We start from the raw sequence: 25050 nt of genomic DNA on the forward strand, positions 1-25050 counted from the left end.
CAAAATCTATAAAATACATTCAGTTTTTAGGTTATATTTGTTCATTCTATTCTTTTTGATATGTAAAAATGCTTAAGTTTATTCTATCATTAAATATATACCAAAACCACCAAATTTACCTAAGAAACTCAGCGATATGCCATCCTCGCTCATAACCCAACTTTAAATTTTATCATATTAGGAGTGTTTTGTTTGAAAAAAATATTAATCATGATTGTCGGCTGTTTTTTCACCTCAATAGGCCTGTATGTACTAAAAAGTGCAACGCTTGTTACTGGCGGCACGGCCGGTTTAAGCTTAAGCTCGTCGTATTTATTTCCGATTTCATTCGGAGTGTTGTTTACGATCATTAACATCCCATTTTATATTTTGTCTTATAAAAAGATGGGGAAACAGTTCACGATATCTACAATACTTGCAGTAACAACTGTTACCATTCTTTCCTCCCTTATAACGGCGTATTTACCACCGCTTGCTTTTCCTCCCCTTGTGGGATCGATTGTTGGCGGAGTCATTATCGGAGCTGGTATAGTCGTACTGTTTATGAATGGTTCGTCACTTGGAGGTGCCCAAATCCTGTCGATTATCCTTCAGAAACAGTTTAACTGGAATATGGGAAAAACGAATTTTATTTTTGATACAATTGTGATTCTTATCGGTATGTATAGTATTGGCGTGCTAAGAGGCTTCTATAGTATTCTGTCAGTACTGATTGTTTCTACAATGCTTAGCCGTTTTAAAGAACAAATTGCTAAACGAAACACGAAACCAGTGAAAGTAACAAACAAAGAGCCTCTGCTCGAAACAAGCTCGATGTAATAAAGGTTTGTTAGATATAAAAAGTACCCTATAGAGTAGACATTTAAAAGTCTTCTATCTATAGGGTACTTTTTTTTGTTGTAAGATGTTGATTTCACTTAGAGCTAATAATTTAGATTAGCCTTAAATATTACTGGTTTTTAAAGTTTGCGTTTCCTTTTCTAAATAATAGATGCCAACCCGAATATTTTGCTTATGGTTTCCAAACTGCTCCCCGAACAGAGTCAGTCCGCCAACTTTCTCCGAGCCTTCTTCCACTGCAATCTTCAGTGTTAAAAATGGGGATTGATCTAATTGGATGTCATCAATGGTTACACTTGAGAATGGCTCCCCGTCAATTCCTGTATCTATTTTATTAATTCGAATTGTTTTCAAAAGGCCGTATTGACTAAATTTATCATTCCACCAGCTCGGCGTATAGCGCCCGCGCACGTCAGAAAAGTTTCCAGGTACTGTATATGTACCAAGCTTAACACCATTTAAATAAAAGGTAATATCACTTGGCCACACATTGTTAGATAAGGGGAATTCAGAAGCTAACTCCATACTGATTTCTATCATTTCCGGTATTTGGTTTGGCCCTAAAAGATTAGGAATTTTATATTCTACAAAGCCTTCTGACAACCACAAGAGCTGTGTATCAACTCTTTTAGAATCCATAAAGTATTTCGGGTCATCGGGCTTGCCGATTACTTCTGTTTCTGATGCAATTCCGCAGGTTGGTTTTGCTTGGAAATCTGTATAATGGCCAATTTTTAAATCGGTTAAATGCAGAGCGTATTCTTGAAAGATTTTCTTTGGGAAATGAATTTCAATATTATCGATGGCGAGTTCCACTATTTTTTGGAGCCCTGATTTACCAGGAGTTCTTACTGATTTAACTATTCCCGCTTCTTCTAGCTTCTGCACATGGCGAGTTACAATAGCAGGGCTTATATGTAATTGTTTCGCTAAATCGGAAATATTTGTAGAAGCTTTAGCTAACAGTTCAATGATCTCGATCCGTGTTTCACTAGCTAGTGCTTGATAAACATAGAAGTAATCCTTAGAAACCTGAATTTGCATAATGGCTCATCTCCTTAACCTAAAGATTAAATAGTAGCTTGTACTTTGATTGTAACATTATACTTGTTTAACCTCAATAGAAAACACTATAATTGTTGATAAAATAACGTTGACAACGCTTTCTTTTGTTGTTAAATTAAAAATGTAAAACAAACATATCAATATATTTAACTAAATAGTTAAATGTATGAGTTGAATGAAATGGGGAGGAAATTCGATGGGTACTTCAAAAAAACGGTGGAAGCTTTTGGGTGTGTTAGGGTTGGCTATTGGACTTATGGCGGGATGTAGTAGTTCAGGTGCAAGTAGTAGCGCTAAAAACGAAATCACCTTTTGGAATCCATTTACAGGACCTGATGGGAAAAACATGCAAGCAATGGTAGATCAATACAACAAGACAAATCCTGATTACAAAATTAAGAATATCTCTCTCAAAGAAACAGATATGTATACGAAAATTCCAACGATTGTGAACTCCAAAAAGAATATACCTGATTTAACAATTGTTCATGCTGAGCGTATTAAGCAGTTTAAAGATAATGATATGTTAACGTCTTATAATGATTTGTTAACAGATTACTCAGATATTAAGGCGGAAAATTATGTAGCAGAAGCCTGGAATATTGGGGAGATTGAATCCGAACGATATAGTATACCGCTAGATATACATACGTTTGGACTTTACTATAATAAAGATTTAGTAGCTAAGTATTTACCAACAGCGTTAGACGATAATATCGTAACGTTCGATGAGATAAAGCAAGCAGGCGAAGTTTCGAAAAAAGATAAGATTGCCTCTATTGGAGTCTCTTGGTTAAAACCGAACTTTTTATCACTTTATGCACAAAATGGCGGCGTGCTTTCAGAGGATGGAATCCAGCCGACACTTGATAATCAAGCAGCAAAGGATACATTTAATTTGTGGAAGGATTTAGTGAAAACAGGATACACAACTAAAGACGGGGAAGATCCAACACAAATGTTCTTAACAGGAAAAGTAGTGTTTTTGCCAGAAGGAATTTGGATGCAAAACCAAGTGAAGCAAAGCAAGATAAATTGGGGATTAACAAATGCCCCGCAAGTTTCTGATGACTTGTCTAAAGCAGTTAACTGGTCTTCCTCCCATCAATTTGTCATGTTTAAGGATGAAAAACGGACAGATGAAAAGGCAAAAGCTGTGATGGATTTCTTGAATTGGGTGCGAGACAACTCAATGGAATGGGCTAAGTCTGGACAAAACCCTGCTACGTTGTCCCTATTAGAAGACGAAGAATACAAAAAAATGCCACAAGCATTTTTCTTATCAACACCAGAGCAGCAAGCAACGTTAAAAATCTTTGATTATAAATACAACGGTTACGTTTCAGAAGCGCTTGATACGCAAGCAGGAGATGTAGTTTTTGGAAAGCTGGAAGTAGATAAAGCGCTTACTCAAATGCAAAAAGAAGTTTCTGCGAAGGTTGAAAAAGATAACTCAAATAAATAATGTAAAGCAATTAGCAGGTAAAAAAGCTTACCTCTTGTTTACTCAGAAGGTAAGCTTTTGAAATTTTTATTTAAAAGTTAATAAATAGAAAAAGAAATGGGAGTGGAGTGATGGAAACTGTTCCTGCTACAAACCAAGTAAAGCAAGTCAAACATAAACGGTCCAAAAAATATTCGTTTACACCATGGGTTTTCTTAGCACCACATTTGCTGATATTCGCTGTATTTTTCTTAATTCCTGTTTTCTTTGGTATTTATATTTCTTTTACAGAATGGGATTTAATTAGCTCTCCTACATTTATTGGCCTTGAAAATTATAAAGAAATATTACTGCAATCTGACTCGATTTTTTATGAACAGCTACATACAGGCTTGAAGAATACGTTTTTATTCGTGCTGTTTGTTGTACCGTTTTGTATCATTGTGCCATTATGTCTCGCGGCAGCTCTAAATACTAAACCTGTTTTATGGAAATTCTTTCAATCTCTGTTCTATTTACCATCATTATTTGCGATTTCAGCAGTCGTAATCATTTGGACATTGATGTTCAACGTCACATATGGACCAATCAATAATATTTTCAATTTAGAAACGGTCTGGACTGGAACACAGCCTTATGCATGGATAGCGTTAATGATTGTAACGGTTTGGTGGTCTATCGGCGGAAATATGATTATTTATCAAGCAGCCTTAAATGGGATTCCAAAAGACCTTTATGAAGCAGCAGATATTGACGGGGCATCTCCATTTCAGAAGTTCATTAAGATTACGCTGCCAAGTATTAGAGGCCAAATTCTTTATACGGTCGTTATTACCACGATTGCACATTTCAATGTATATGGACAGCCGCTAATGCTTACTGGTGGGGGACCAACTGATTCGACTAGAGTTCTCTTAATGGATATTCAACAAAATGCCTTTGGCTCTGGACAATCGATCGCAGGGATTTCATCAGCGATGGCCGTTATTCTTGGTGTGTGCATCATGATTGTTGCATCCTTACAGTTCTTTTTCTTAAGAGAACGAAAAAATTAAATAGGAGGGATTGGAATGAGTGGAAAAAGAGTTAATCCATTTCCAAAAATCATTGCATTTGTCTTTTTACTCGCAATGTCCGTTATTTGGGTTATTCCGTTAGTATGGGGAATTGTAACTTCTTTTAAATCAGAAATAGAACTGCAATCTGTTGGTTTTAAATTTCTGCCAATCGAATGGGTGCTTTCCAATTACACCTCTCTGTTAGTGGATAATGCAAGTACACCGTTAGTGCGTTGGTTTACGAATTCCTTGTTTATTTCTGTATCGCATACTTTATTAGTTTTACTTGTTGTGACACTTTCTGCCTTTGCATTTAGTAGATTAAGTTTCAGAGGGAAGAATGGGTTGTTTGCCTTTTTGATGGCGACAATGATGTTTCCTGCAGTTGTTAACTTAATTCCTCTTTATAAGATTATAGACATATTAGGATGGGTAAATTCACCAATCGCGATGATTGTTCCTGGTGCTGCAGGTGTTTTTAATATCTTCCTAGTAAGACAGTTTATGAATAATATTCCAACAGAGTTTGATGAAGCAGCAAGGATGGATGGTGCCAATGATTTTCAAATATTGCAAAGGGTGATACTGCCTTTAATTAAACCAGTGCTTTTGGTCGTTTCTTTATTCTCCTTTACTGGTTCTTGGAATGATTTCCTCTGGCCGTCAATCGTGTTCAATGATGTGGAAAAAATGCCAATAACACCAGGTCTGCAATTGCTGCAAGGGATGTATCAAGCTCAGCCTACATTATTGATGGCAGGAGCGCTTGTTGCGATAGTTCCGACATTCATTCTGTATTTATTTGCACAAAAGTATTTCTTGGATTCTATGTCATTATCAGCTGGAGTGAAAGGTTGATGAATAGAAGATTGGAAAGAAACTTAGTGATCATAGCCGGGATTTGGCAAATAATTGATGGCTTATTAACGATTTTGGTGTATGGGACTTTGAAAAAAATAGAAGGTGCAAGTCTGATAGAAAACACGAGCTTCGCCTATATGAAAGCGATGGAATCAGTCGTTGGAAGCATCTATATATTTATCGGAATATTTGGCTCCATTCTAATCGGACTTGGCCTGTTTAACTTGGTTTGTGCGAAAAAATATATAAAAGATGATCATGTCCATGTAAAAGTGGCGTTATGGTTATTAGTATGTGGAGTTATGAGTTACTTCATTATGGATATTATCAGTGTAGTCTTATACATGTCAGCGGGCATGATCATGCTGGCTAAAAATAAGAGTATAAAAAAGCTAATGATGAGAAGTAATCAACAAATTGGAGGTATAAGCTGATGAAAGAATTGCATCCTAACCCGCAATTGAGACGAGAAAAATGGTATTCCTTAGATGGAAAATGGGATTTTGCGATTGATGATGAAAATAAAGGTGAAAAACATAACTGGTACGAACAGTTTCCAAAGGGAACGGTGATAGAAGTTCCTTTCACCTATGAAACGAAGGCAAGCGGCATTCATCAGCAAGAGCATCATGAAATAGTATGGTATGAACGAACCCTGAATATCGATAATCTAGAGAAACATCCTATTGTTCATTTTGAGGGAATCGATTATGAGGCGTTTATATATGTTAATGGGCAGCTTGCGGCACAGCATCAAGGTGGTTATCATGCCTTTTCAGTTGATTTAAAGGATAAAGTTCATATTGGCGAAAATAAATTGACGGTGAAGGTGTTAGATTCAAAAGATTGCTCACAGCCAAGAGGGAAGCAAAGATGGCAAGATGAGAACTTTGGGTGCTGGTATGTGCAAACAACAGGGATCTGGAAATCAGTTTGGCTTGAATATGTTTCTCCTGTATATGTAGAACATGCAAAAATTACGCCTTTATTTGATGAACAAGAAATTCTAATAGAATTAGATGCAAACAACATTCCAATTGGGGCAGATGAATATAGAGCAGAAGCGAAGATTCTTTTTGATGGAAAGCTCATCAATTCCTTAACAGCAACCATTATAGATGGTTCTGCAGCACTGCAAGGAAGTGTGCTTGAAAGAAAGGACCCGTGGACAATGAAGGGTTGGAGTCCGGAAAACCCACATTTGTATGATCTTCAGCTTAATTTATATAAAGGGAACGAATTACTTGATACCGTATATTCCTATTTTGGAATGAGAAAGATTTCAATCGAAGGAAATAAGATCCTGCTTAATAATAGAGAGTTGTATCAACGCCTTATCTTAGATCAAGGCTATTGGCAGGATTCCGATTTGACGCCGCCAAGCATAGAAGCTTTAGAGGTAGATATTCAAAAAGTGCTAGAGCTTGGATATAACGGGGTCAGGAAGCATCAAAAAGTAGAGGATGCTCGCTTTTTGTATTTGGCAGATAAATACGGGCTGCTTGTATGGGTAGAGGTTGGCTCAACCTATGCATTTAATGATCGGGCAGTGAAGAATTTTTCACAAGAATGGATGGAAATTGTGAAGCAAAGCTATAATCATCCAAGTGTTATTACGTGGGTTCCTTTTAATGAATCTTGGGGAGTTCACGACATTCATGTGAATAAGAAGCAACAAGCGTTTACGGAAAGCATTTATTATATGACGAAAACATATGATCAAATGCGCCCTGTCATAACAAATGACGGCTGGGAGCATACCATTTCCGATGTCATTACACTGCATGATTATGAAGAATTCGGCAAAGTGCTGGCTAAACGCTACGAAAACAAGGATGATCTGTTGTCAAATAAAATGCAGTTTAATAAAGACTTCTATCCATTTGCTGAAAACTATCGCTATGAAGGACAGCCGATCATTATTTCGGAATTCGGCGGAATTGCTTTCCAAACGGAAGAAGGCTGGGGTTATGGTAATCAAGTGCCGGATGAGGAAGCGTTCTTCAAACGATTTGAAGAGATTCATTATGCCGTACAAGATTTAGACTATGTGGTGGGCTATTGTTATACACAGCTTACAGATGTCCAGCAGGAACTTAACGGACTGCTTACTATTGATCGCAAGCCGAAGGTATCTGTTAACAGAGTAAGAGAAGTAAATACAAGAAGAGTGAAACCATAGGAGGGAATATGAGTAGACTAGAATATCCAAGACCTCAATTTGTACGATCTGAATGGCTGAATTTAAACGGTACATGGCAATTCGAGTTTGATGATGAAAATGAAGGCTGGCAGGAGAAATATGCTAATCAAGAGAAACTATCTCGTGAAATAACCGTTCCTTTTGTTTACCAATCAGAGTTGAGCGGCATAAATGACCGCAGAATTCATGAGTATATATGGTATAAAAAGGAAATAGAGCTAGACAATCCTGCTGATAAGTTAACATTATTACACTTTGGTGCAGTTGATTACTATTGTAAAGTGTATGTGAACAGGCAATTTGTTGGCGAGCACGAAGGGGGCCATACTTCCTTTCATTTTGATATATCTGATAAGCTCGTAAAGGGAAACCAAACCATCACCGTCTTTGTACATGATCCTTTTGATGATGAAACGATTCCGCGCGGGAAGCAGTTTTGGGAACAAGAATCACGGGGAATTTGGTATACCAATTCAACGGGAATATGGCAAACGGTTTGGATAGAACAGATTGAAAAAGAACATATAAAAACTGTGAAATTCACGTCTGATTTAGATAATGGAAACGTATGGTTAGATTTGCATTTGAGTGACTTTATTAATAGTAAAGAAGATAGATTCATAGACTACTCTATCAGCTTTAAAGACATCGTAATTGCAGAGGATCGCATGAAGTTAACTGGTCAAAATGTGAAAAGAGCAATTGATCTTATGCAAAATAAAATTTTCCGATCTAATTTCCATGATGCCGGATTTGCGTGGACACCTGAGAATCCAAACCTTTTTGATGTCAAATTAGAATTGGTTCATGGCGATGGCCATGTACTGGACACGATAACATCTTATTTTGGATATCGGAAAGTACATACGGAAAGCGGGATGGTATTTCTAAATAATAGACCATACTATCAAAAGCTTGTATTAGACCAAGGCTACTGGCCGGAAGGATTATTGACAGCCCCTTTAGCGAGTGATTTTAAAAAAGATATTGAACTCGCGAAAGAGATGGGTTATAACGGTTGTCGTAAGCATCAAAAAACAGAAGATCCCTTGTTTTTATATTATGCTGATACATTAGGGTTTTTAGTTTGGGGGGAGTGTGCTTCTGCCCCTGTGTATACAGAAAAAGCTGCCACAAGATTAATGAAGGAATGGATGGAAATTGTCGAACGAGATTATAATCATCCGTCCATTGTAACTTGGGTGCCGTTAAATGAAAGTTGGGGAGTACCTGACATCCACGCAGACAAAAAGCAGCAGCAATTCTCCAAAACAATGTATCATATGCTGCATGCAATTGATGGCACTAGACCTGTCATCTCGAATGATGGCTGGGAAGCGACGACAACGGATATATGTGCTATTCACAATTATAATCATGGAAATCATGAGGAAAAGGAGAAGTATAGTTATTTTAAAGAAACATTAGCTTCTGTCGAAAATCTTCTTTCGCATGCACACGGCAAATGGCAGGTGTATGCAGATGGCTACACTCACCAAGGTGAACCGATTCTGCTGACAGAGTTTGGAGGAATAGGCTTTAAAGTAGATGATCAAAAGGGGTGGGGCTATACTTCTGTCGAGACGGAAGAAGAATATGTCCGCGATTTCCGCCGTATCATGGATGCCATCTACCAATCGAAAGGGTTATGGGGTTATTGTTATACACAGTTAACAGATGTAGAACAGGAAATAAACGGGTTACTCACCTATAACCGTAAACCTAAATGCGACCTTTCTCTTTTAAAAGAAATTAATAATCAATTTTATCCTGCTAGACTTCCTATCGTAAAGACCGATTAATGGTTAACTATAAATTATTCTGCTTTTAGGAAATAAGTATTTAAAGTCCAAGTAACTGAACTATTTTAGCGGTTAGCGTTTAATAGTTCAGTTTTTTTGTGTTTTCAGTGTAAATACAATAATGAACCGAACTAAGCTTAACTATTTTTTCTCACAGTTCATTCTTCCTTCTATATATAAGCACTCATTTTCATGTTTGTTATTTAAGAGCCGACTTATCAAGGTCAGGATTATTTTCTACAAATGAATTGACATTGATAATCATTTTCATTTACAATATGAATAACCAATAAACAGACAATAAAGAAGCTAGGAAGGTGTAATTATATGCAAAATCAATTCTTGGTAGTGAAGCCGTTTCAATATATGGTGGAATGTACATGTCCTAGACCCGATCATACATTTTTTCTTGATTTACATAAAGGGGATATTATTACTGTTACAGAAGAGAAGAAATATGTTGACTCTTTAGGTTGGCTAATGCTAGTAATGATCAATGATTATAGTGTATATATGTTTGTACAGGAGCTTGAGGATTTCATTGATGAGGAGAAAATCGTTTCTGTGCTTGATATGGAGCTAAAACGCAACTATCTGCAATTTAAAGTGAATGAATCCTTAGATACATTAGATAAAGAAGGCTTTGAGCAATATGCGAAGGAATTAACTATCGTAAAAGAAATGGTTGAAATCGGCGCATTATCATAATAGAAGAAACAGGACTGGCAGGAGCTAGTCCTGTTTTTGTATACAAAAAGCGCAGCCAGTACCGATTGTTTGCAAACAATCTTATAGAGGAATACAATAGAGACGAACAAAAATCAACAAAATTTGGAGGAAGTACAATGAATGTTAAAGTAAATCGCCATGCAGCTAAAGTTATGAAACAAATGCTTAGCAAAGCAAATGAAGGAGAAATGCTGCGTGTATACATAACAGAGCATCACGGTAACCATGCCCATTACGATCTTAAGCTGGACAAGCAAACAGAAAATGATGAAGTGGTTGAGTCAGATAAAGAAGTGGCTGTCCTTTTAGATAAGAACGACAGTGAGTTTTTAGACGGAATTTGGATTCAGTACTTCCATGTGCCAGAACCAGGCTTTGTTATTTACAACCCAAATAAAGAAAGCCACAGTCATTAAAAAAAACGGGGTGCAATCCCCGCTTTTTTTATTTCTTTTCAAGAGCAGTCAAACTTTCGATCAAATCAGTTTTAATAATCGTCCACCAGTCTTTATTGTTGATAAATTGCTCAACCATTGCTTTAATAAAGGATTTAAATGCAGCATCATATTCTGGAGAGTCTTTAGCTGGCACATCCTTTTTAAGAACATCAACTTCCTTTTGAATAAGTTCTGCTCGTGGTCCCCATTTGCCGATTACCTCATCGTTTTCGTTAAGGAAAATAATGATGGGAATTGAACGGGCAGTTCCATTCGTCAAAAATTGGTCCATTAATTCAAGGTTTTCATCCCTGATTAAGAATCTTGTTTCTATTAATGCTTCATTAGCTAAGCGTAAAAAGATAGGGACGTTGACCATTGCATCCCCACACCAATCAGCACTTAATATCAATGCTTTAAACCCTTTTGTCTGCAGCACCTTTAAGCTGTCGATGTCTTTTGCGGGAACAGAAAACTCATTATAAACCTTTAAAAGATTGTCCTTGTTTACTTGCATGCTCGATATGTACGTATGTGATGACATTCCTTTGTCAAACCAGCTTTTAAGATTGCTCATCGATAACACTTCCTATTCTTCATTTAATAGTACTCATCGTTTATTCTACTAAAAATAGCGGACTAAGAGTAATTTTATGCTTTTGTTGTGTAAATTCGGATAAGCATCTATTATTTTTGTACAGTCATGTTATAATTAGTCAAAATTTAAATAACCTTTCCAAGATTGGAAAAGTGGTATAAGACAAATTGATGTGCAAATAATGTAAGGAAAGGTATAATAAAATAAAGTCCTTATGAAAACGGTTAATTTAGTAATTATTCCCTGTTTTCAGCTTATTTATACAAAAAATAGATTAATTTCACGAAACTGATCTTTTCTATCTATTAATCAGCGCGATTTCTTGATGTATTTTCTGACGAATAGTGATAGGATTATAGGTATCGAATAGATAAAAATTACTTAGATTAAGGGATGGTAATCTAATGACAACACGATTAAAAGTTAATGAGAACAGCACGTCCTTGCGCAGAGATGTTAAGCGATTGGGGAAAATACTTGGTGAAGTACTTGTTCACCATGGCGGACAAGAACTTTTAGAAAAAGTCGAAACAATCCGTAAATTAGCAAAAGAATTGCGCAATAATTACAATGAAGATACATATCAAACATTGAAAAACGAAATGGAAAACTTGGAAAGACCGATGAGAAGACAGGTTATTCGTGCCTTCTCGAAATATTTTCATCTTGTTAACGTGGCTGAGCTTAATCACCGCATAAGAAGAAGAAGAGAATATCAGCTTATGGAGAACAACCTTGTTCAGCCTGCGTCAATTGACAGTGCCATTCAGGCTTTTAAGAGCAAAAACCTTTCAGAGGATGCGATTCAAAATGTTCTTAATACATTATCGTTGGAGCTGATTATTACAGCACATCCGACTGAATCGACAAAACGCTCTATTTTGGAAATTCAAAAGCGGATTGCAGGTCTTTTAAAGCAGCATGATAATCCGATGTTGACAAGAAAAGAGCGTAAGTTAATTGATCAAGAGCTGTTTGAAGAAATCACGATCATGTGGCAAACAGATGAGCTTCGTCTAACAAGACCGACTGTAATGGATGAAGTACGAAATGGTTTGTACTATTTCGATCAAACATTGTTTGACGTTTTGCCTGATATTCATCAAGAGGTCCAAGAAGCTTTACATGAAAACTATCCAACTTATAATTGGAATGTTCCGAACTTCCTGACATTTGGCTCATGGATAGGTGGAGATCGCGACGGTAATCCGAACGTGACGCCTGAAGTAACATGGCAAACTCTTCATAAGCAAAACAAGCTTGTGCTTAAGAAATATACAGATGCTGTGGTTTCTTTAATGAAGCGTTTCAGCCATTCGACAAACAGAATTAAAGCAAGTTCAAAACTAATCCAGTCTATCGTAGAAGAAGAGCAGCTTTATTTAACTGCTGACAGCAAGTGGGCAGTTGAAACAGAAGTGTATCGCAGAAAGTTTGCTGTTATTGTAGAAAGACTTAAAGCAACTGGTAAAACAGAAAAAGGCTATACGGATTCAGAAGAGCTACTTAAGGATCTGCAGTTAATCCAAGAAAGCTTTGCGATCCATCAGCCAAAGGATCATGAGCAAAAGGATTTGCAAAAGCTAATCCGTCAAGTCCGTTTGTTCGGTTTCCACCTTGCTACATTGGACATCCGTAACCATAGTGGGGAGCATGAAGCAGCTATTTCAGAAATTATGAAAAAAGTTGGCATTGCAGACGATTACAGCAGCCTTGATGAAGACAACAAAATGAAAATTCTTGAATCTGTCTTGAAGGATCCTCGACCAATTCTGTTGTTGAATGAGGATTATTCTGCACAAACACAGGAAATGATTAAAACATTCCAAATGATCCGCGATGCTCATAAAAAATTCGGTAAACGTGCTATTACGGTTTATCTTATCAGTATGACACAGTCTGCAAGTGATTTGCTTGAAGTGCTTGTCCTTGCGAAGGAAGCAGGCATTTATCGTCTTCATGCAGATGGAACAGTGGAGAGTCATTTAAATGTGGCTCCATTACTGGAAACTATTGACGATTTAGTAGCAGGACCAGATATTATGCAAACATTATTTGAGCTACCAGTTTATAAAAACCATCTTATCCAGCATGGAAATCAGCAGGAAATCATGCTTGGCTATTCTGATGGAAGTAAAGATGGCGGAACGCTAACAGCCAACTGGAAGCTGTACAGAGCTCAAAGAGAAATTCATGAAATGGCAAGCCGTTATGAAATCGGCCTGAAATTCTTCCATGGACGCGGTGGTTCACTTGGAAGAGGGGGCGGTCCACTTAATAAGAGTATTCTTTCACAGCCAGCTGAAACGCTTGGTGATGGTGTGAAAATTACAGAGCAGGGCGAAGTTTTGTCTTCTCGTTACTTATTGGAGGATATTGCGTTCCGCAGCTTGGAGCAGGCAATTTCTACATTGTTAAAGGCGTTTGCTCACATTTCAAATAACGAGCTTGATCAAAGTCAAAAAGACAAGTGGGAAACAGCAATGGAGGATATTTCTGCAGTATCATTGAAGAAATATCAATCATTAGTATTCTTTGACGATGACTTTATGACATACTTTAAAGAAGCAACACCTCTTAACGAGATTGGAAACTTGAAAATTGGTTCCAGACCGATGAGCAGAAAAAGCAAGCAGACGTTTGAAGACTTGCGAGCTATTCCTTGGGTGTTCGCATGGACACAAAGCCGCCAGCTGTTACCAGCATGGTATGCAGCAGGAACTGGTCTAACTGCATTTGCAGATAAGGACAGTAAAAACATTAATATCTTAAAGGAAATGTATGAAAAATGGCCATTCTTCCGCTCGACTATCGACAACCTGCAAATGGCGTTAATGAAGGCAGATTTGACGACAGCGAGAGAATATTCTGCTTTAGTGGAAGATGAAGCAATTGGTACACGAATTTATAACAATATTAAAGAGGAATACAACAAAACAAAAGCGATTCTCCTTGAGATATCCGGAGAAGCAGAGCTTTTAGATCATACACCAACAATTCAGGAGTCTGTGTACAGAAGAAATCCTTATGTAGATCCGTTGAACTTCTTCCAGGTAGAGCTGATTAAACAGCTGCGCGACCAGGAAACACCAGATCCGGAACTATTGAATCAAGTATTGCTGACAATAAATGGAATTGCTGCAGGCTTACGTAACACAGGCTGATGCATAAAAAAAAGAAACAGCGTTTTAAACGCAGTTTCTTTTTTTATGTTTATTTGTTAAACGGAGCCAAAAATTCCTCGACTTGCTCAGGTGTTTTAGCATTAGCACTGTGCAAATGTCCGATTTTTTCGCCATCTTTAAATACAAGCAGACTCGGAATGCCCATAACATCAAATTTTTCTGCTAGCTCAGGAAGTTCGTCCTTGTTTAAGCTAAACCATTTTTTATCCGCGTTTTCTTCGATAATTTCACCGATAAACATATCCATTCTTGTGCAGTCAGGACACCAAGTCGTGAAAAACTTAATGATATTAGTTTCTCCATTGTTAATAATTTCATTAAATGATTCTGTTGTGCTGATTTGATTCATATTACACCTCTTAACATTATTTGAAATAGCTCAACAACTAGCTATTATCGTCATTATACACGTAATTCGCTAAAAATTCCTGTAAGATGCTTCCAAGTTATTTTAGAAAATGAGCAAATAAATACCATAAGTAATTTGCGTACAAACAGAGAAAATAATTAAAGAAAAAACTGCAAAGGAGCAATTTTAATGAAATTTAAACCCGTTAGAACAGTACTATGTATGAGCTTAGCTGCAGGTATGTTAACTGCATGTAATAATAATGACAATCCAATGGACACAGATAATGATATAATGGAAACAGGTCAAATTTCCAATGTAAAAACAGACACAAACAGTAATCGCTACCCACATACACAAGCAATCAAAATTCAGGATGCGAAATATGAATTTAAAATTGTTAATCGTGGCGCTGTGCCAAATGGAAATGCAAACGGATATACCAATGCAAATACAAACAATGGAACGGCAAAACAGACACAGCGTCCCACAACGAATAACATTCAGCAATCTCAGTCTGCACCAGCCCAACCAGCGCCTGCAGCCCAGCCTTCACCTAAAAAAGCTGCTGAAATTGCCAGTGAAAACAAAGGCTCAAGTGAGTATGTGGATGCCGTTATCAGCTTGACTAATAAAGAAAGACAAAAAGCTGGTTTAACTACACTTAAGGCATATCCTGAGTTAAACAATGTAGCAAATGTGAAGGCACAGGACATGAATGAAAAAGGCTATTTTTCGCATACAAGCCCAACATATGGATCACCATTCGACATGATGAGAGATTTTGGCATCACGTATAAGTCAGCTGGTGAAAATATTGCCCAAGGACAAAGAACACCTGAAGAGGTTGTTAATGCGTGGATGAATAGTGAAGGGCACCGCGCTAATATTCTCAGCAAGGATTTCTCTCATATAGGCGTTGGCTTTGAAGAAAATGGATATGAATGGGTGCAAATGTTTGTAAAAAAATAAGCGGTAGACAAAAAAGGACATCTTCCTTAAACAGAAGATGTCCTTTATAATCGCACTTTTTGGTGTGTTCTACTTGAACTTAACGTGTCAGCTATAATATTATATAAAAATATGACCTGACTACAAATTTTTTTTGTCATAGAAAATGCCTCTCTGTTATAAACTAGAAAGTATGTGTAAATGGCATTTTGTCAGTTGATTGTAAAGAGGAGGATACAAATGGCTGCTACGAAAATAAATCTTGCACCAGTAGAGAACAAATACATAAAACTTATCATGTCTGTTGAGGATATGGATAAAGAAAAGCTAGTAGATTTGGGAGATTCCTTTTTGCTGAAAATGAACAAAAAGAGTAAAAGCGGAAACGAGTTGTATTTTTCTGTGTTATTCGCCAAGAAAATGATGAATAAGCCGTCAAGAACCTCGAATCCATCTATTGCCATTACGAAAACCAAAAACTTAATTACGGTTAATCTCACGATTATGCTGGAGCTTGATTCCATCAAGGAAAGTGAAGGCTTTTATTGGATTAAAACAGAAAATGCAGCATCACCTGCGTTTGAATTTTCTTATAAAATGAATGAAAGCTATTACGATAAAAAAGTGACCCAAGTGTTGGCTGAAACAGCGCAAACAGAGAGTACGGACTAAAAATAGGCGATGCAAAGCTTTTGCATCGCTTATTTTTGTTACTATTCTTTAATAAGCCCAAGTGACTTTAAGCCGTTATAAATGCCTGAGTCAGTTACAGAGGTAGTTTTGTGCTTGGCATAAGCAAACAGCTTCTCATGAGCATTTCCCATTGCAAAACCAACGCCGACAACCGAAAGCATTTCTTTATCATTCATTCCATCACCAAAAGCAATCGCATTGTTTGTTTCGATGTTCAGCCTTGTTAATATCTCGCCGATAGCCATCCCTTTGTTCACTTTATCACTAATAACATCGTAGGCATGGCGGAATCCTTCAATATTAACTTGCGAAAGATGAATATCAGGAAAACTCTCATAAAGGGGAATATCCACTTCCTTTAAGTTAACGACGGTAATGCCTAATATGTTGGCATGCTCATCTTCTGTATACTGCTTATTGCTTCTTAAGTGGAATTTTTTACAAAACAGCTTCGTCATTTCATTATCCGGATGTGAGAGCAGATTATGGCTGCTCGTATAAAGGATAAGCTCATTGCCTTTTTCATGAGCAGTTTTTATGTATAAGTCCACTAAATCAGGGCTCATCGGGCTTTTCACAATATTTTGCCCCTTATAAATGGCAAGAGCGCCATTATAGCCAATAAATGAATCAATCTTTAATACTTCGCCGATATCTGCAATCTCATGAAGGGGTCTTCCCGTTGCAAGGAATACTTCTAGTCCTTGCTCCTTCATTTGTTTGACAGCCAACCTTGTAGAGTCTTGCATCGTGTCGTCTGGCTGCAAAATCGTGCCGTCAATATCTAGAAACAGTGCTTGGTAATTTGCCATTACATCCTCCAGTGTCCCATTCTTTTAAAAATCTTCCTACGAACACATTTTAACATAAAGGCAGTGACATAAAAAAGACCAGGGGTTGCCTGATCTAATTGAAAACATATCAAGTTATTTATGCCAGATTTTCCACCATGTTTTTTTCGGAGGCTCTGCAACAGCCGTTTGGCGAAATGACTGAACAAGCTCTTGGAAGCTTTTTTCCCGGTCTTTAATTTCCTTATTCATTTGTTCACGTTCAGTGTGCAGGGCTTCCATTAAAATTCGGTCATTTTTATGTAGCTGCTCAACTGTTTTATTTATTTCCGTATTTGATTTAGATAAATGCTCCATCATCGTCTTAATTTCTTTCGTAGATGTCGTAGAAGCTGTCCATTGCTTCGAATATGTTTTCCTTTCGGCTTTTGATAAATCGGACAGCTTTTTAATATTATGCTTGATTGCCGTATAGTCCTCGGTTGTTTTTTGATTGCTTGTATGTACTAACTCAGAAATCTGCTCGATGTCTTCCTTTGCTGCTTCCTGATGCTCAGAAAATGCAGTAGACAGCTTTTCAATTGTTTCCGATTTCCCAGCTTGTATTTCTGTTGTAATGCTTTCTAATACCTCTTGTTTAATTCCGTTGCGGATTTCTTGTTTTACCTCATGCAGGAAGTCCTGCTTATATGCTTCTAGGGATGACATTAAGGCTTGCAGCTGTCTGCCATCTTCTGCAATTCGGTCGATTTTTTTTACTAATTCGTCTGGCTCAATAACTTGGATTTCATTAGCAGCAGTCTCAAGCTCTTGTTTACTGTCTGCTTGCTCGACTTGTTTTTCTGCTTTAATTTCCTTTGGCTGTAGTATCATGCTTAATGTTTTTTTAACCTCTGTAGTGTTTTTCTTTTCTTTATATAAATTTTTCACCTCAAGCAGCAAGGAGAGCTCCTTGTCTGTATAAAAACGCGCGCCGTTTTTTGTTCTTGGAATAATTAATATTTCTTTGAATTTATTTTCCCATTGCTTTAATGTTTTGGGACTTGTCGTCAATTTTTGGGATGCCTCGTGTATAGAATAAATGTTCATGTATTACACTCCTTTAGAATGATAAATTATATTTAAAAAAAGAATTTATAAATGACTATGCTTACAAATTACATAAAAAAGGTCTATTTTCCTGCAAGAAGACAAAAGCTATCAAAACTTCTTAATAGTTGACATATTTCAGCAAGCTTATTGAAAAGGAGGGTAGGTTTTGGCATTTTGGAGAAGAATAAGGGCATTACCCCATGCTTGGGAGCTCCGAGGTGAAGAACTCGTGAAAATACGATACATATTGTTAGCACTGCTGTTCCTGTTTTTTTCAAATGAAATAGCAGAAGCAGATGAATTACATAATCCAACAAAAGCTAAACTGAAAATTTTAGAAACGACAGATATTCATGCGAATATTTTAGATTACGATTATAAAAAACAGAAACGCACCATTGATTTTGGTTTAAGCAGAACGGCAGCGCTTATTCAAAAAATCAGGTCACAATCTGATAATACGCTTTTATTCGATGTTGGCGATGTAATAAAGGGAAATGCACTGGCAGAATTTATTGCCAAAAGCAATCTTCTTTATCTTACAGATATCCACCCTGCATATAAGACGATGAATTTATTGGAGTATGATGCAGCGACTGTTGGAAATCACGAATTTAATTATGGAATCGGTTTTCTGATGAAAAGCTTAACTGGCGCTGATTTCCCTATTGTAAATGCAAATATATATGTGGATGATCATAATAACATGGAGGAAGATGATCTGCATTTTTTTAATCCGTATGTCATTTTGCCGCAAACGATTAAAACAGAGGACGGTAAAGAGGAGACATTAAATGTTGGTGTTATTGGCTTGCTGACGCCGATTGCAGCACAATGGGACAAGGAATACTTCAAAGGTAATCTTATTATGAAGAATATGAGTGAAACAGCAGCTGAGCTAGTACCGAAAATGAAAAAGGAGGGTGCTGATCTTATCATTGCCCTTGTTCATGCAGGACTGCAAACAGATGGTGCTCTTGAAGAAAAACAGGGAAATAATGTAGTTGATGTGAGTATGGTGGAAGGTATTGATGTTCTATTATTTGGACATTCTCATGGGCTGTTTCCGAAAAATGGTGAAAAGAATACTGATGTTATTAACCATCAGGCCGGAACGATAAATGGGAAGCCAACCGTTCAAGCAGGCTTTTGGGGAAATCATCTTGGAATCATTGATTTAACGTTGGAGAAAAGAGCAGGTACGTGGAAGATAACAGCATCCAAATCACAGGCAAAACCTATTATCCGAATCATTAATGAGAAGAAGGTGCCAGTCGTTTCCCCATACCAGCCGATTGAGTACTTAATGAAGCCCTATCATGAGCAAACATTGGAGTATATGAAAAGCGTAAAGGAATAGCTGTAAGCAGGATAATTGCTTCTTGGACTGTAATCATTCTATAGTAATATAGAGAACAAAAGGAGGTCAGAAAAATGTCGAAAACAATAAAAGATGCTAAGTTTTCTGTCCTTGATTTATCACCAATTACAGAGGGAAGTACTGCTGCTGCTGCTTTTAAAAATTCATTAGATTTAGCACAGCATGCAGAAAAATGGGGATATAATCGATATTGGGTTGCAGAACATCACAGCATGCCAGGCATTGCCAGCAGTGCTACGTCTGTGCTGATTGGATATATTGCAGGAGGAACGAGCAAAATCCGTGTCGGGTCAGGCGGAATCATGCTGCCAAACCATGCACCATTGGTTATTGCCGAACAGTTTGGGACATTAGAGTCATTATATCCAAACAGAATTGATTTAGGGCTTGGACGTGCTCCGGGAAGCGATCAGTTAACTGCGAATGCATTGCGCAGAGGCGGAAAAAGGGACGGAAGTGACTTTCCGGAAATGCTTGAGGACTTACGCCAATTTTTAAGGCCTTATGAGCAAACAGGCTTGCCTGTCCGTGCTATTCCTGGAGAAGGCTTAAACATTCCAATATGGCTGTTAGGCTCAAGTGGATTCAGTGCAAAGCTGGCAGCAGAGCTTGGTTTGCCATTTGCCTTTGCAAGTCACTTTTCATCAGATTACACTATCCCAGCATTACAAATTTACCATCAGAATTTCAAACCATCCACAGTGCTTGAAAAGCCTTATGTTATGGTTGGGGCCAACGTTATCATTTCTGAGACAGAGGAAAAAGCTAAATATTTGGCTACATCCTCACAACAGCAATTTTTAAGCTTAATAAGAGGCAGACCAACACAAATGATGCCGCCTGTTGAAAACATGGATGAAATTTGGAGTCCGTATGAGCGATCTGTAGTTCAGCAACAGCTTAAATCTTCTATTATTGGTACACAGGACATAGTTGCCGCAAAGCTTGAAGAATTTTTGAAGGAGACACAAGCGGATGAAGTTATTGTTAACACAGCTTTATATAGCCATCAAGAAAGACTTGAATCCTTTAAGCTTCTCAAGGAAATTGTGATGTAGCTTTTCTTTTTCTCAGGTTATCGCTTGACTATATGCCCAAATATGATTTATCTTTCTTACATGTGCTATACATGGAGGTTTTTTTTTGAAAACGACAATGATCTTAAAAAATGCTGATAAAATCAATCAATTATTAACAGATATAGTAAAAGAGTCTTTTGAAGAAATCAGAGGAGAAGAAGTATTGCTTTGTATGGAATGCTGTGATGTTGATTTATTTGTGACAGTTGATTCACATGAAGAGCTTACTTGCGCCATTAAGGAAAACTTTGAGCTAGATGAATTTGGCGAAGTGCTTGATAAAGAAGCATACATTCAATTATTGAAAGAGCTAGATGAATACTATGTAGAGCTCCATATTCAATCAGGCTTTTACGATTACTTCCCAGCAGGAACCTATACTGTTAACGGTAAGGAAGAAGAAACGGAAACAGATATATTAGCGCCGAAAGGAATTTTTTACGCACCTTTTGAAGAAGCGGTTAAAGAATAATGTGCAAAAGAGGAAAGGGGCTGCCTTTCCTCTTTTTTACGGTGTTTTTATCTCATTACTTGGCTCTTTCCACTTTAAAATGCCATCGTCCTTGTCATATTCAATAATGACGTCGGAAACACCTTTTTCCTCCAAAATTTGATCCTCAATGCGATGTCTAATAAGATCGGCTTGTGCGACAGTTAGCTTACTGTCTAATTCAATACTCAATTCAACATGGAAGTTCTCGCCTTCTTTGTAGACAGAAATGTCCTGAATATCACGCACATCTGGGTCTGCCATCGCAATAATGCCGATTCTTCCTTCCATTTCCGCATCACTTTCACCGATAGCACCAGCAGCGTTATCCAAAAATACTCTGCCAACAACAAAAAACATAAATATACCAATGATTATCGAAGCAAGACCCTCGGCTTGATGGAAGGGAGTATACTGTGCAATGATGACAGCGAGCATTGCGAGCAGACCACCGCCAGTTGCAACAATGTCCTCCAGAAAGACTAACTTTGTGGCGGGATTTGCTTTTTTTAAATATAGGAAGCTGTCTTTAAAAAGGCTTAAACCTCGAGACGGGACACCCTGATCTTTCACGATTTCCTTCATCGCTTTCATTAGTACAAAGAATTCTAGTATGACAGCAAGGGCAAGTACTGCAATGTTTAAATAAAACCCAGTTGATTCAGTCGGATGAAATAAGTGGTCAATGCCTTCACGGATTGTCTCATAGGACATAATACCAACAATAAGCACAGCAAATAACAAAACTAGATTAACAAGTCTGCCAAAGCCGCCAGGAAATCGTTTTGTAGGTGCTTTTTTGCTTAAAGCAGAACCGATAAAGACAAAAAATTGATTTGCTGCATCACCAAGTGAATGCATTGTTTCAGCAAACATCGCGACATTCCCCGTTATCCCAAAAGCGGTCCCTTTTATTGCGGCAATCAGCGTGTTAACAACCGTTGCGTAAAGTGCCGATTTATTTCCATTCTTTAGCAACGCAAAAAAATCTTTCATCCTTAAACCTTCTTCCTATTGTAAATAACCAACGCTCATTTTAAAAGGATATAAATTACATCATTCCCATTTATTAAAATTACATGCAAAGGAGGCATGAATGGACATAAAACTAAAAAGAAGTCTGTCAAATTACGACAGACTAATCAGACTATGTAAGTTAATTCTTGGAAGCTTTGAGATTTCTGTTTTAAGAACATTAAACAAAAACAAAAACTGGCACATTAGTTCGCTTTTTCAACTGCAGCATTCCAGTCGGGAAAATAATGAAGAGCATGCCTCATTAAATCAGGGTGGTTTGTTTTAATTTTCTTTTTGTTTAATTGTTCTCCCTTAGAACGCAAACCTTGGATTGCAGCGATAACTTGATCTGCACTCATTGTTACTTCCATTAACTTACCTCCTTAAGTAGATTATCACCATTATTGCCAGTTTTGATTTCTTTAAACATGACTATCGTTATTTCCTCGGAAACCGCAAAATGCACGAGAATAGAGCAGCATTTGACAAAACTGGGACGAATCTTGGCCTAGCAATAAAAACGGTCTTTTTGTTTGTCGCAGCGTATAGCAAACTATATAATAGAAAATAAGTGCAAATTAGCACAACGGAGTATTCGTACTAAGGGAGTGTATGGACTAATATGAGGTTAAAGTTTTTATCTGGTGTGTTTCTAGTAATAATGCTGTTATTCACCATAAATATTTCGAATGCTTCTGCACATGCATATATCGTCAATTCGACTCCGAGTGAAAATGAAAGCTTGGATGATTCACCAACAAAAGCGACGATTGAGTATAACGAGAAGATTCAATCAGGGTTTGCCGTTTTAAATGTAACGAATTCCGCTGGTGAAAAGGTGGATAAAGGCAATGTGACAGTGGAGGATAAAACAATCTCCGTTGATTTGAAAGATGACTTGAAAAATGATGTTTATACAATGGAATGGCGTGTTGTCTCCGCTGACGGGCATTCGATAACAGGACTTGTTCCATTTAGTATTGGAGAGCTGCCAGAGGGTGTTGTGCTTCCGCAAAAGCAATATACGGCAGACAAAAGCAGTATGGTGAGTGTTTCACTAAATAAAGTACTATTATACAGTGGTTTTTCTCTGTATATGGGACTTGTTTTATTTTATCTCGTTTGGTTTAGACCAAATCGACTCGAGTCTAAGATTACAGGAAGAACGAAAAGGTATGCTGTTGTTGCTTTAAGCTTAATAGGATTAGGATTACTATCCTTTATCGTTATCCAAACACAAGTTAATGCAGGCGTGTCCTTTTTCCAGGCATTGAAACCTTCCTTGCTTCTTGAAACGCTGAAAAGCACAAAAGAAGGGACAATTTGGTCCATTCAAATGGTATTATTCCTTGTTTTAGTGCTGACGCAAGTACTTGTTTTCAAAAAAGGAGCACTTTTAAAGAAAAGAATGTGGATATTGCCGCTCATCAGCTTTGTTGGCATTCTCCTTTGTAAAGCCTTCATTGGTCATCCGTCAAGTTCACCATATGAAAATATAGCAATCATCATGAACTTTTTCCATTTGACGGCAGCTTCCATTTGGCTTGGAGGCATTATTGTGATCATCTTCCTTCTAAAGGAAGGGGTTTTTGCAAAAGAGGGAGAGCAGCATGATATTTACTGGAACACACTGCAGGCTTATTCTATGTGGGCACTGTTTACAGTTGCAGTCCTTGCGATTTCTGGTGCTGTTAATGGTTCCTTGCTTATCCCGGATTTCCATTCGTTAGTTAGCACCGCTTATGGAATTACCTTACTTGTGAAAGTCGGTATTTTTGCGTTAATGGTTGGGTTTGGCGCCTATCATCTTGTAAGCAGAACAATGCTATCAAGGCAAAAATTCTATAAAAAGACGATTAAGATAGAAATGGTACTTGGCGTGCTTCTGCTTATTGTTACAAGCGTCTTTACACAGCTGCAAACACCGACCTTGCCGATTGATAAGCCCTTTTACAGTGAAGCAGAGATTGCTTATAATGAGAATTTGAGTCTTGCTGTTTCACCGAAGAAAACCGGTATCCAAAACCAGTATGAAGTTAATTTATTTGATAATGACAGAGATCCTTTAAAGGATCCTGAACAAATCACGATTGAATTAAAGCAGGGAGAACAGCAAACCTCCTTTACCCTTGAAAAAGCAGGGGAAGGAAAATATACCGCTGAGAATCTCCAGCTCAATAGCCCAGGTAAATGGGAAGTAACTGTTCATCTATTATTTAAAGACCTCGACAGTTACGATATCCCCTTTGAATTTAACGTAAGATAAACATGGGGAATGATTATTTCTTGGGAAACCGCAAGAAATGACAAGTTTTTTGATAAAAAGTCGTTTTTAAAGATAACATGTCGAATAACGACAAAGGCCGTGCATTTATGCATGGCTTTTGTTGTGCTTTATATTCTTAAGCTGCTTTTTTTGAAATAAGAGTTATTTAATCTGTTTGCAAGCACACCAGCAAAGGCTGTGAAAATAAGATCCTTCACTAATGGAAGCATCATCCAGCCCCAAACAATTGGATAGGAGAAGCTTTCAGGCGCTTGTGCCCATAGCTTATAGGAAAAATACATCCAGTTAGTACCGATTACATAATTAATCGCCAATCCAACATAACTGCTAAAAATAAATGCAGGCAAGGAGCTGTTTCGTTCACGAATAGCTCCTACTGTATAAGCAAGTAAAATATAGCTGAGAATAAAACCGAATGTTGGGCTTATCAGGATTCTTAAACCACCGCTTAGTCCGGAGAAAATAGGGAAGCCAGCAAGTCCGATTAACATATAGGAAATCATCGCAATCATGCCGAGCCTTTTGCCTAACAACAGACCAGCCATAATGGCGAAAAAGGTTTGCAGAGTTATTGGTACACCTGCAATTATTAAGAAGTTTGTTACATTAGCGCCGATTGTCATTAACGCTACAAATAAGGCTACCATCGTAATATCAATTGCTCTCCATTTTTTCATGTCAACTTATCCATCCTTTAT

24 protein-coding genes are annotated in these 25050 nt (G+C 37.5%); 16 read left to right on the forward strand and 8 right to left on the reverse strand.

The features are described 5' to 3' along the window. Positions 1 to 183 precede the first annotated feature (183 nt). Complete coding sequence (locus CEQ21_RS21750; protein WP_419181603.1) at positions 184 to 819, forward strand: YitT family protein; 636 nt, start codon at positions 184 to 186, stop codon at positions 817 to 819. Between the two features lie 123 nt (positions 820 to 942). On the opposite strand, the gene CEQ21_RS21755 is transcribed toward CEQ21_RS21750, so the two are convergent. Beyond that, positions 943 to 1884, reverse strand: a complete 942-nt coding sequence (locus CEQ21_RS21755) for an ArsR/SmtB family transcription factor (protein WP_185766314.1) — start codon at positions 1882 to 1884, stop codon at positions 943 to 945. A 217-nt stretch (positions 1885 to 2101) separates the two neighbouring features. On the opposite strand from CEQ21_RS21755, the gene CEQ21_RS21760 reads away from it, so the two are divergent. The 8 genes from CEQ21_RS21760 (at position 2102) to CEQ21_RS21795 (ending at position 10418) form a co-directional block, all read left to right on the forward strand. Beyond that, entirely contained in the window at positions 2102 to 3370 is a 1269-nt protein-coding gene (locus tag CEQ21_RS21760; protein WP_185766315.1) for an extracellular solute-binding protein, read from the forward strand. A gap of 110 nt (positions 3371 to 3480) precedes the next feature. After that, positions 3481 to 4404 carry a carbohydrate ABC transporter permease gene (locus tag CEQ21_RS21765; RefSeq protein ID WP_185766316.1) on the forward strand — a complete coding sequence of 308 codons (924 nt, stop codon included), beginning with the start codon at positions 3481 to 3483 and terminating at the stop codon, positions 4402 to 4404. Between the two features lie 15 nt (positions 4405 to 4419). Continuing rightward, positions 4420 to 5265: a carbohydrate ABC transporter permease gene (locus tag CEQ21_RS21770; protein ID WP_185766317.1), complete on the forward strand. Its 846-nt coding sequence runs from the start codon at positions 4420 to 4422 to the stop codon at positions 5263 to 5265. Next, entirely contained in the window at positions 5265 to 5702 is a 438-nt protein-coding gene (locus tag CEQ21_RS21775) for a hypothetical protein (protein ID WP_185766318.1), read from the forward strand. Before CEQ21_RS21770 ends, CEQ21_RS21775 begins: the two co-directional genes overlap by 1 nt. Further along, the gene (locus CEQ21_RS21780; protein ID WP_185766319.1) at positions 5702 to 7450 is read left to right on the forward strand and encodes a glycoside hydrolase family 2 protein; all 1749 of its coding nucleotides are present in this window, start codon (positions 5702 to 5704) and stop codon (positions 7448 to 7450) included. Before CEQ21_RS21775 ends, CEQ21_RS21780 begins: the two co-directional genes overlap by 1 nt. A gap of 8 nt (positions 7451 to 7458) precedes the next feature. Continuing rightward, positions 7459 to 9273 (forward strand): glycoside hydrolase family 2 protein, encoded by a 1815-nt coding sequence (locus CEQ21_RS21785; protein ID WP_185766320.1) that lies wholly within the window; start codon positions 7459 to 7461, stop codon positions 9271 to 9273. Between the two features lie 327 nt (positions 9274 to 9600). After that, a complete protein-coding gene (locus tag CEQ21_RS21790; RefSeq protein ID WP_185766321.1) occupies positions 9601 to 9981 on the forward strand; it encodes a hypothetical protein in 381 nt (126 codons plus the stop codon). A gap of 137 nt (positions 9982 to 10118) precedes the next feature. After that, entirely contained in the window at positions 10119 to 10418 is a 300-nt protein-coding gene (locus CEQ21_RS21795; protein ID WP_127742140.1) for an iron-sulfur cluster assembly accessory protein, read from the forward strand. A 28-nt stretch (positions 10419 to 10446) separates the two neighbouring features. Here CEQ21_RS21795 and CEQ21_RS21800 read toward each other — a convergent pair whose 3' ends face one another. Continuing rightward, the gene (locus tag CEQ21_RS21800; RefSeq protein WP_185766322.1) at positions 10447 to 11016 is read right to left on the reverse strand and encodes a thioredoxin family protein; all 570 of its coding nucleotides are present in this window, start codon (positions 11014 to 11016) and stop codon (positions 10447 to 10449) included. Between the two features lie 425 nt (positions 11017 to 11441). Here CEQ21_RS21800 and ppc point away from each other — a divergent pair, with 425 nt between their 5' ends. Next, positions 11442 to 14201 carry a phosphoenolpyruvate carboxylase gene (ppc, locus tag CEQ21_RS21805; RefSeq protein ID WP_185766323.1) on the forward strand — a complete coding sequence of 920 codons (2760 nt, stop codon included), beginning with the start codon at positions 11442 to 11444 and terminating at the stop codon, positions 14199 to 14201. Positions 14202 to 14250: 49 nt separating this feature from the next. Here ppc and CEQ21_RS21810 read toward each other — a convergent pair whose 3' ends face one another. Next, positions 14251 to 14571, reverse strand: a complete 321-nt coding sequence (locus CEQ21_RS21810) for a thioredoxin family protein (RefSeq protein WP_185766324.1) — start codon at positions 14569 to 14571, stop codon at positions 14251 to 14253. A gap of 189 nt (positions 14572 to 14760) precedes the next feature. On the opposite strand from CEQ21_RS21810, the gene CEQ21_RS21815 reads away from it, so the two are divergent. After that, positions 14761 to 15543: a CAP domain-containing protein gene (locus CEQ21_RS21815; protein ID WP_185766325.1), complete on the forward strand. Its 783-nt coding sequence runs from the start codon at positions 14761 to 14763 to the stop codon at positions 15541 to 15543. Between the two features lie 219 nt (positions 15544 to 15762). Next, a complete protein-coding gene (locus CEQ21_RS21820; protein ID WP_185766326.1) occupies positions 15763 to 16194 on the forward strand; it encodes a hypothetical protein in 432 nt (143 codons plus the stop codon). Between the two features lie 41 nt (positions 16195 to 16235). Here the strand turns inward: CEQ21_RS21820 and CEQ21_RS21825 are convergent, their stop codons facing one another. Further along, complete coding sequence (locus CEQ21_RS21825; protein WP_185766327.1) at positions 16236 to 17027, reverse strand: HAD family hydrolase; 792 nt, start codon at positions 17025 to 17027, stop codon at positions 16236 to 16238. Between the two features lie 114 nt (positions 17028 to 17141). Continuing rightward, positions 17142 to 18095: a MerR family transcriptional regulator gene (locus CEQ21_RS21830; RefSeq protein ID WP_185766328.1), complete on the reverse strand. Its 954-nt coding sequence runs from the start codon at positions 18093 to 18095 to the stop codon at positions 17142 to 17144. A gap of 169 nt (positions 18096 to 18264) precedes the next feature. Here CEQ21_RS21830 and CEQ21_RS21835 point away from each other — a divergent pair, with 169 nt between their 5' ends. From CEQ21_RS21835 to CEQ21_RS21845, 3 genes are all read left to right on the forward strand, one after another. Then, positions 18265 to 19458 carry a metallophosphoesterase gene (locus CEQ21_RS21835; RefSeq protein ID WP_185766329.1) on the forward strand — a complete coding sequence of 398 codons (1194 nt, stop codon included), beginning with the start codon at positions 18265 to 18267 and terminating at the stop codon, positions 19456 to 19458. Positions 19459 to 19532: 74 nt separating this feature from the next. Beyond that, the gene (locus tag CEQ21_RS21840; protein WP_185766330.1) at positions 19533 to 20537 is read left to right on the forward strand and encodes an LLM class flavin-dependent oxidoreductase; all 1005 of its coding nucleotides are present in this window, start codon (positions 19533 to 19535) and stop codon (positions 20535 to 20537) included. Positions 20538 to 20622: 85 nt separating this feature from the next. Beyond that, positions 20623 to 21030, forward strand: a complete 408-nt coding sequence (locus CEQ21_RS21845) for a hypothetical protein (RefSeq protein ID WP_185766331.1) — start codon at positions 20623 to 20625, stop codon at positions 21028 to 21030. Between the two features lie 36 nt (positions 21031 to 21066). Here CEQ21_RS21845 and CEQ21_RS21850 read toward each other — a convergent pair whose 3' ends face one another. Both CEQ21_RS21850 and CEQ21_RS21855 read right to left on the reverse strand, forming a co-directional pair. Beyond that, complete coding sequence (locus CEQ21_RS21850) at positions 21067 to 22044, reverse strand: cation diffusion facilitator family transporter (protein WP_185766332.1); 978 nt, start codon at positions 22042 to 22044, stop codon at positions 21067 to 21069. A gap of 224 nt (positions 22045 to 22268) precedes the next feature. Continuing rightward, a complete protein-coding gene (locus tag CEQ21_RS21855) occupies positions 22269 to 22436 on the reverse strand; it encodes a hypothetical protein (protein ID WP_185766333.1) in 168 nt (55 codons plus the stop codon). 251 nt (positions 22437 to 22687) lie between these two features. On the opposite strand from CEQ21_RS21855, the gene CEQ21_RS21860 reads away from it, so the two are divergent. Beyond that, positions 22688 to 24331 (forward strand): copper resistance CopC/CopD family protein, encoded by a 1644-nt coding sequence (locus CEQ21_RS21860; RefSeq protein WP_185766334.1) that lies wholly within the window; start codon positions 22688 to 22690, stop codon positions 24329 to 24331. A 128-nt stretch (positions 24332 to 24459) separates the two neighbouring features. Here CEQ21_RS21860 and CEQ21_RS21865 read toward each other — a convergent pair whose 3' ends face one another. Continuing rightward, entirely contained in the window at positions 24460 to 25029 is a 570-nt protein-coding gene (locus tag CEQ21_RS21865; RefSeq protein WP_185766335.1) for a biotin transporter BioY, read from the reverse strand. Between the last annotated feature and the right edge of the window lie 21 nt (positions 25030 to 25050).

The organism is Niallia circulans, assembly GCF_007273535.1.
Lineage (GTDB): Bacteria > Bacillota > Bacilli > Bacillales > Cytobacillaceae > Niallia > Niallia circulans_B.

What these genes read in the sequence shown, in the direction of transcription:
- CEQ21_RS21760 (WP_185766315.1), top strand. Translation starts at nt 2,102, where the DNA reads ATGGGTACTTCAAAAAAACGGTGGAAGCTTTTGGGTGTGTTAGGGTTG.
- CEQ21_RS21775 (WP_185766318.1), top strand. Translation starts at nt 5,265, where the DNA reads ATGAATAGAAGATTGGAAAGAAACTTAGTGATCATAGCCGGGATTTGG.
- CEQ21_RS21840 (WP_185766330.1), top strand. Translation starts at nt 19,533, where the DNA reads ATGTCGAAAACAATAAAAGATGCTAAGTTTTCTGTCCTTGATTTATCA.
- CEQ21_RS21800 (WP_185766322.1), bottom strand. Translation starts at nt 11,016, where the DNA reads ATGAGCAATCTTAAAAGCTGGTTTGACAAAGGAATGTCATCACATACG.
- CEQ21_RS21855 (WP_185766333.1), bottom strand. Translation starts at nt 22,436, where the DNA reads ATGGAAGTAACAATGAGTGCAGATCAAGTTATCGCTGCAATCCAAGGT.
- CEQ21_RS21850 (WP_185766332.1), bottom strand. Translation starts at nt 22,044, where the DNA reads ATGAAAGATTTTTTTGCGTTGCTAAAGAATGGAAATAAATCGGCACTT.
- CEQ21_RS21810 (WP_185766324.1), bottom strand. Translation starts at nt 14,571, where the DNA reads ATGAATCAAATCAGCACAACAGAATCATTTAATGAAATTATTAACAAT.
- CEQ21_RS21860 (WP_185766334.1), top strand. Translation starts at nt 22,688, where the DNA reads ATGAGGTTAAAGTTTTTATCTGGTGTGTTTCTAGTAATAATGCTGTTA.
- CEQ21_RS21820 (WP_185766326.1), top strand. Translation starts at nt 15,763, where the DNA reads ATGGCTGCTACGAAAATAAATCTTGCACCAGTAGAGAACAAATACATA.
- CEQ21_RS21790 (WP_185766321.1), top strand. Translation starts at nt 9,601, where the DNA reads ATGCAAAATCAATTCTTGGTAGTGAAGCCGTTTCAATATATGGTGGAA.
- CEQ21_RS21765 (WP_185766316.1), top strand. Translation starts at nt 3,481, where the DNA reads ATGGAAACTGTTCCTGCTACAAACCAAGTAAAGCAAGTCAAACATAAA.
- CEQ21_RS21815 (WP_185766325.1), top strand. Translation starts at nt 14,761, where the DNA reads ATGAAATTTAAACCCGTTAGAACAGTACTATGTATGAGCTTAGCTGCA.
- CEQ21_RS21780 (WP_185766319.1), top strand. Translation starts at nt 5,702, where the DNA reads ATGAAAGAATTGCATCCTAACCCGCAATTGAGACGAGAAAAATGGTAT.
- CEQ21_RS21865 (WP_185766335.1), bottom strand. Translation starts at nt 25,029, where the DNA reads ATGAAAAAATGGAGAGCAATTGATATTACGATGGTAGCCTTATTTGTA.
- CEQ21_RS21795 (WP_127742140.1), top strand. Translation starts at nt 10,119, where the DNA reads ATGAATGTTAAAGTAAATCGCCATGCAGCTAAAGTTATGAAACAAATG.
- CEQ21_RS21825 (WP_185766327.1), bottom strand. Translation starts at nt 17,027, where the DNA reads ATGGCAAATTACCAAGCACTGTTTCTAGATATTGACGGCACGATTTTG.
- CEQ21_RS21755 (WP_185766314.1), bottom strand. Translation starts at nt 1,884, where the DNA reads ATGCAAATTCAGGTTTCTAAGGATTACTTCTATGTTTATCAAGCACTA.
- ppc (WP_185766323.1), top strand. Translation starts at nt 11,442, where the DNA reads ATGACAACACGATTAAAAGTTAATGAGAACAGCACGTCCTTGCGCAGA.
- CEQ21_RS21830 (WP_185766328.1), bottom strand. Translation starts at nt 18,095, where the DNA reads ATGAACATTTATTCTATACACGAGGCATCCCAAAAATTGACGACAAGT.
- CEQ21_RS21785 (WP_185766320.1), top strand. Translation starts at nt 7,459, where the DNA reads ATGAGTAGACTAGAATATCCAAGACCTCAATTTGTACGATCTGAATGG.
- CEQ21_RS21770 (WP_185766317.1), top strand. Translation starts at nt 4,420, where the DNA reads ATGAGTGGAAAAAGAGTTAATCCATTTCCAAAAATCATTGCATTTGTC.